Genomic DNA, 1,947 nt, shown 5'->3' with positions numbered 1-1,947 from the left:
GTCGGGCTGGTCAGCTCGACGGTCATTTCCGGGATTTCCGGCGGCGTCGGCAGTGGCTCAGGACGCGCCTGATGGAAGAACCACCACGCGCCGCCGTGTATCAGCGCCGACACGGCGATCAGCAAGAGCATCTGTGGTTTGTTCAACCCGCCGGGTCGTGACGTATTGGCTGTAAACGCCGGCCTGCCCATTGCCGGCGAGACCGGCGCTTGCTGCAACGGCCCCGGCAGGGTTTTGTGCTTTACCGCATCGTTCATTAAAGCTCCCTCGGGTCAGATGAAGGGCAATAAGGTGCCGTCCGAACATATGGCTGATGTTCGAGTGAGTGGGTGCAACTTTCTTCAAGGTGTACGCGGGCCGATAGTTGGACTATCTGTTTAAACGGCCTCAAACAAACTTAGTGGCTTAGTAGCATCTATATCGATTGTTCATTATCCATTCCGTGGCTTGTTGTTGTGTGGAGACGTGAGCTGTCTCAGGTTTGTTACAGTTTGCAACAGGTGTGCCAGATGTTGCTGAAACCGGTTGAACGCATATCTTCGGTGTTACTGATGTCGCATTTATATAAGTTTCAGTTTCGCCCACTGTTTATTCGGCGCGAAGCGGTCCTCAAGTCCTCGCAGAAGGGCTTTTTCCAGAGCGAGTCAGAGGGAACGCTGTATCACGCCAATCGGCGGGATAGAGCGGCTGCTCGGTGATCAGGCTTAGCACCTATCGGTGCGTAGCGAATCGATTTGGTGCAGGTCAGTCATTCAGCGGTTCACAGGACATGTTCCTTATTTTGATTCTGGAGTATTGGTTAACTGCATCACATTCGGGCGTGCGCTTTTGGTGCAACTTCAATGACGAAAAGTCATTGTTCGACAATCCTGTTGTTGTGCCTTTTATTAATTGCCGTATTTAAAAAATAAATAACACATGGCGCCCGGCGATCGCTCGATTGCCAGGCACGCAAAGTGTGCATTGGGTTTCAGGTAATAAAGGAGAAACGCGCCAGCCTGAATAGGCTCGGCTGAACTTGGGCCTGGATTTGCGAGTAAGTCGGGTATGTCGTACGGCGGAGCATTTGAAGATTCACGGGTGAACTCCTTATTGCCAGCTCGGACAGGCGAACTTTTGGTTCGCTGTCGCACCTTACAAGAACGCGGATAGCGTTCGATGAATGCTCTTGGTGCGGGATGGGCACCGCCAGCGCTGATTGGCGAAGGTTGATTTCGCAAGTCGGCAGTGCATGGGAAAAACGTGCCAATCACGACACATTTGCAGAATTTTCTACGTCAGGCCAGCCAGCCATCTACCCTGTGCAAAGGCCTTATCGGGGGAACGGACATGTACCAGCTCTACGGGCACAAGAATTCCGGCGCGGCTGCCATCGAGGCGGCACTGGAGTTGTGCCAGATCGCCTATCGCTTCATTGATACCGAAGCCAGCGCCGAGGCCGACGAGGCGCTGGGCAAACTCAATCCGTTGAAGCAGATACCGACCCTGCAACTGCCGGACGGCAGCGCCATGACTGAAAGCGCGGCGATCCTGATTCACCTGGGCCTGACGTTTCCCAAGTCCGGCCTGCTGCCGAGCAAGGCAGCCGATCGTGATCAGGCGATTCGCGGCCTCGCCTATATCGTCAGCAATTGCTACGCGGCGGTCGGCATCATCGATTACCCCGAGCGCTGGCTGAGCACGCCCGACGAGAACGCACGGCAAAACCTGATCGCCGGCACCCGCCAGCGCCTGCATTTCAGTTGGGAGGTATTTGCCGATCAGTTTTCCGGGGAGCTGTATCTGGATGATGAAACGCCCGGCGCACTGGATGTGCTGGCGGCCGTGGTGAGCCGCTGGGCCGGCAGCCGCGAACACCTGCGCCAGACCCGCCCGGGCTTTTATGCCTGGCTGCAAAGGATCGACCGACACCCGGTGCTGGCACCGGTGTTTGAGCGGCATTGGCCG

At 56.1% G+C, this 1,947-nt stretch carries 1 protein-coding gene and 1 pseudogene; one reads left to right on the top strand and one right to left on the bottom strand.

Features of this window, described 5'->3' with window-relative positions; genetic code table 11:
• Positions 1–257 (bottom strand): annotated as a pseudogene (locus D6877_RS24950) (energy transducer TonB); the annotation flags it as partial.
• Positions 258–1,329: 1,072 nt separating this feature from the next.
• On the opposite strand from D6877_RS24950, the gene D6877_RS24945 reads away from it, so the two are divergent.
• Positions 1,330–1,947: glutathione S-transferase N-terminal domain-containing protein (locus D6877_RS24945; RefSeq protein ID WP_130912427.1), on the top strand; the 618-nt coding region annotated here is incomplete at its 3' end.

Source organism: Pseudomonas sp. Sample_9 (assembly GCF_004307535.1).
Classification (GTDB): domain Bacteria; phylum Pseudomonadota; class Gammaproteobacteria; order Pseudomonadales; family Pseudomonadaceae; genus Aquipseudomonas; species Aquipseudomonas mercuritolerans.
Note: the sequence above shows the minus strand (reverse complement) of the source record. Positions and strands in the feature narration are given on the sequence as shown.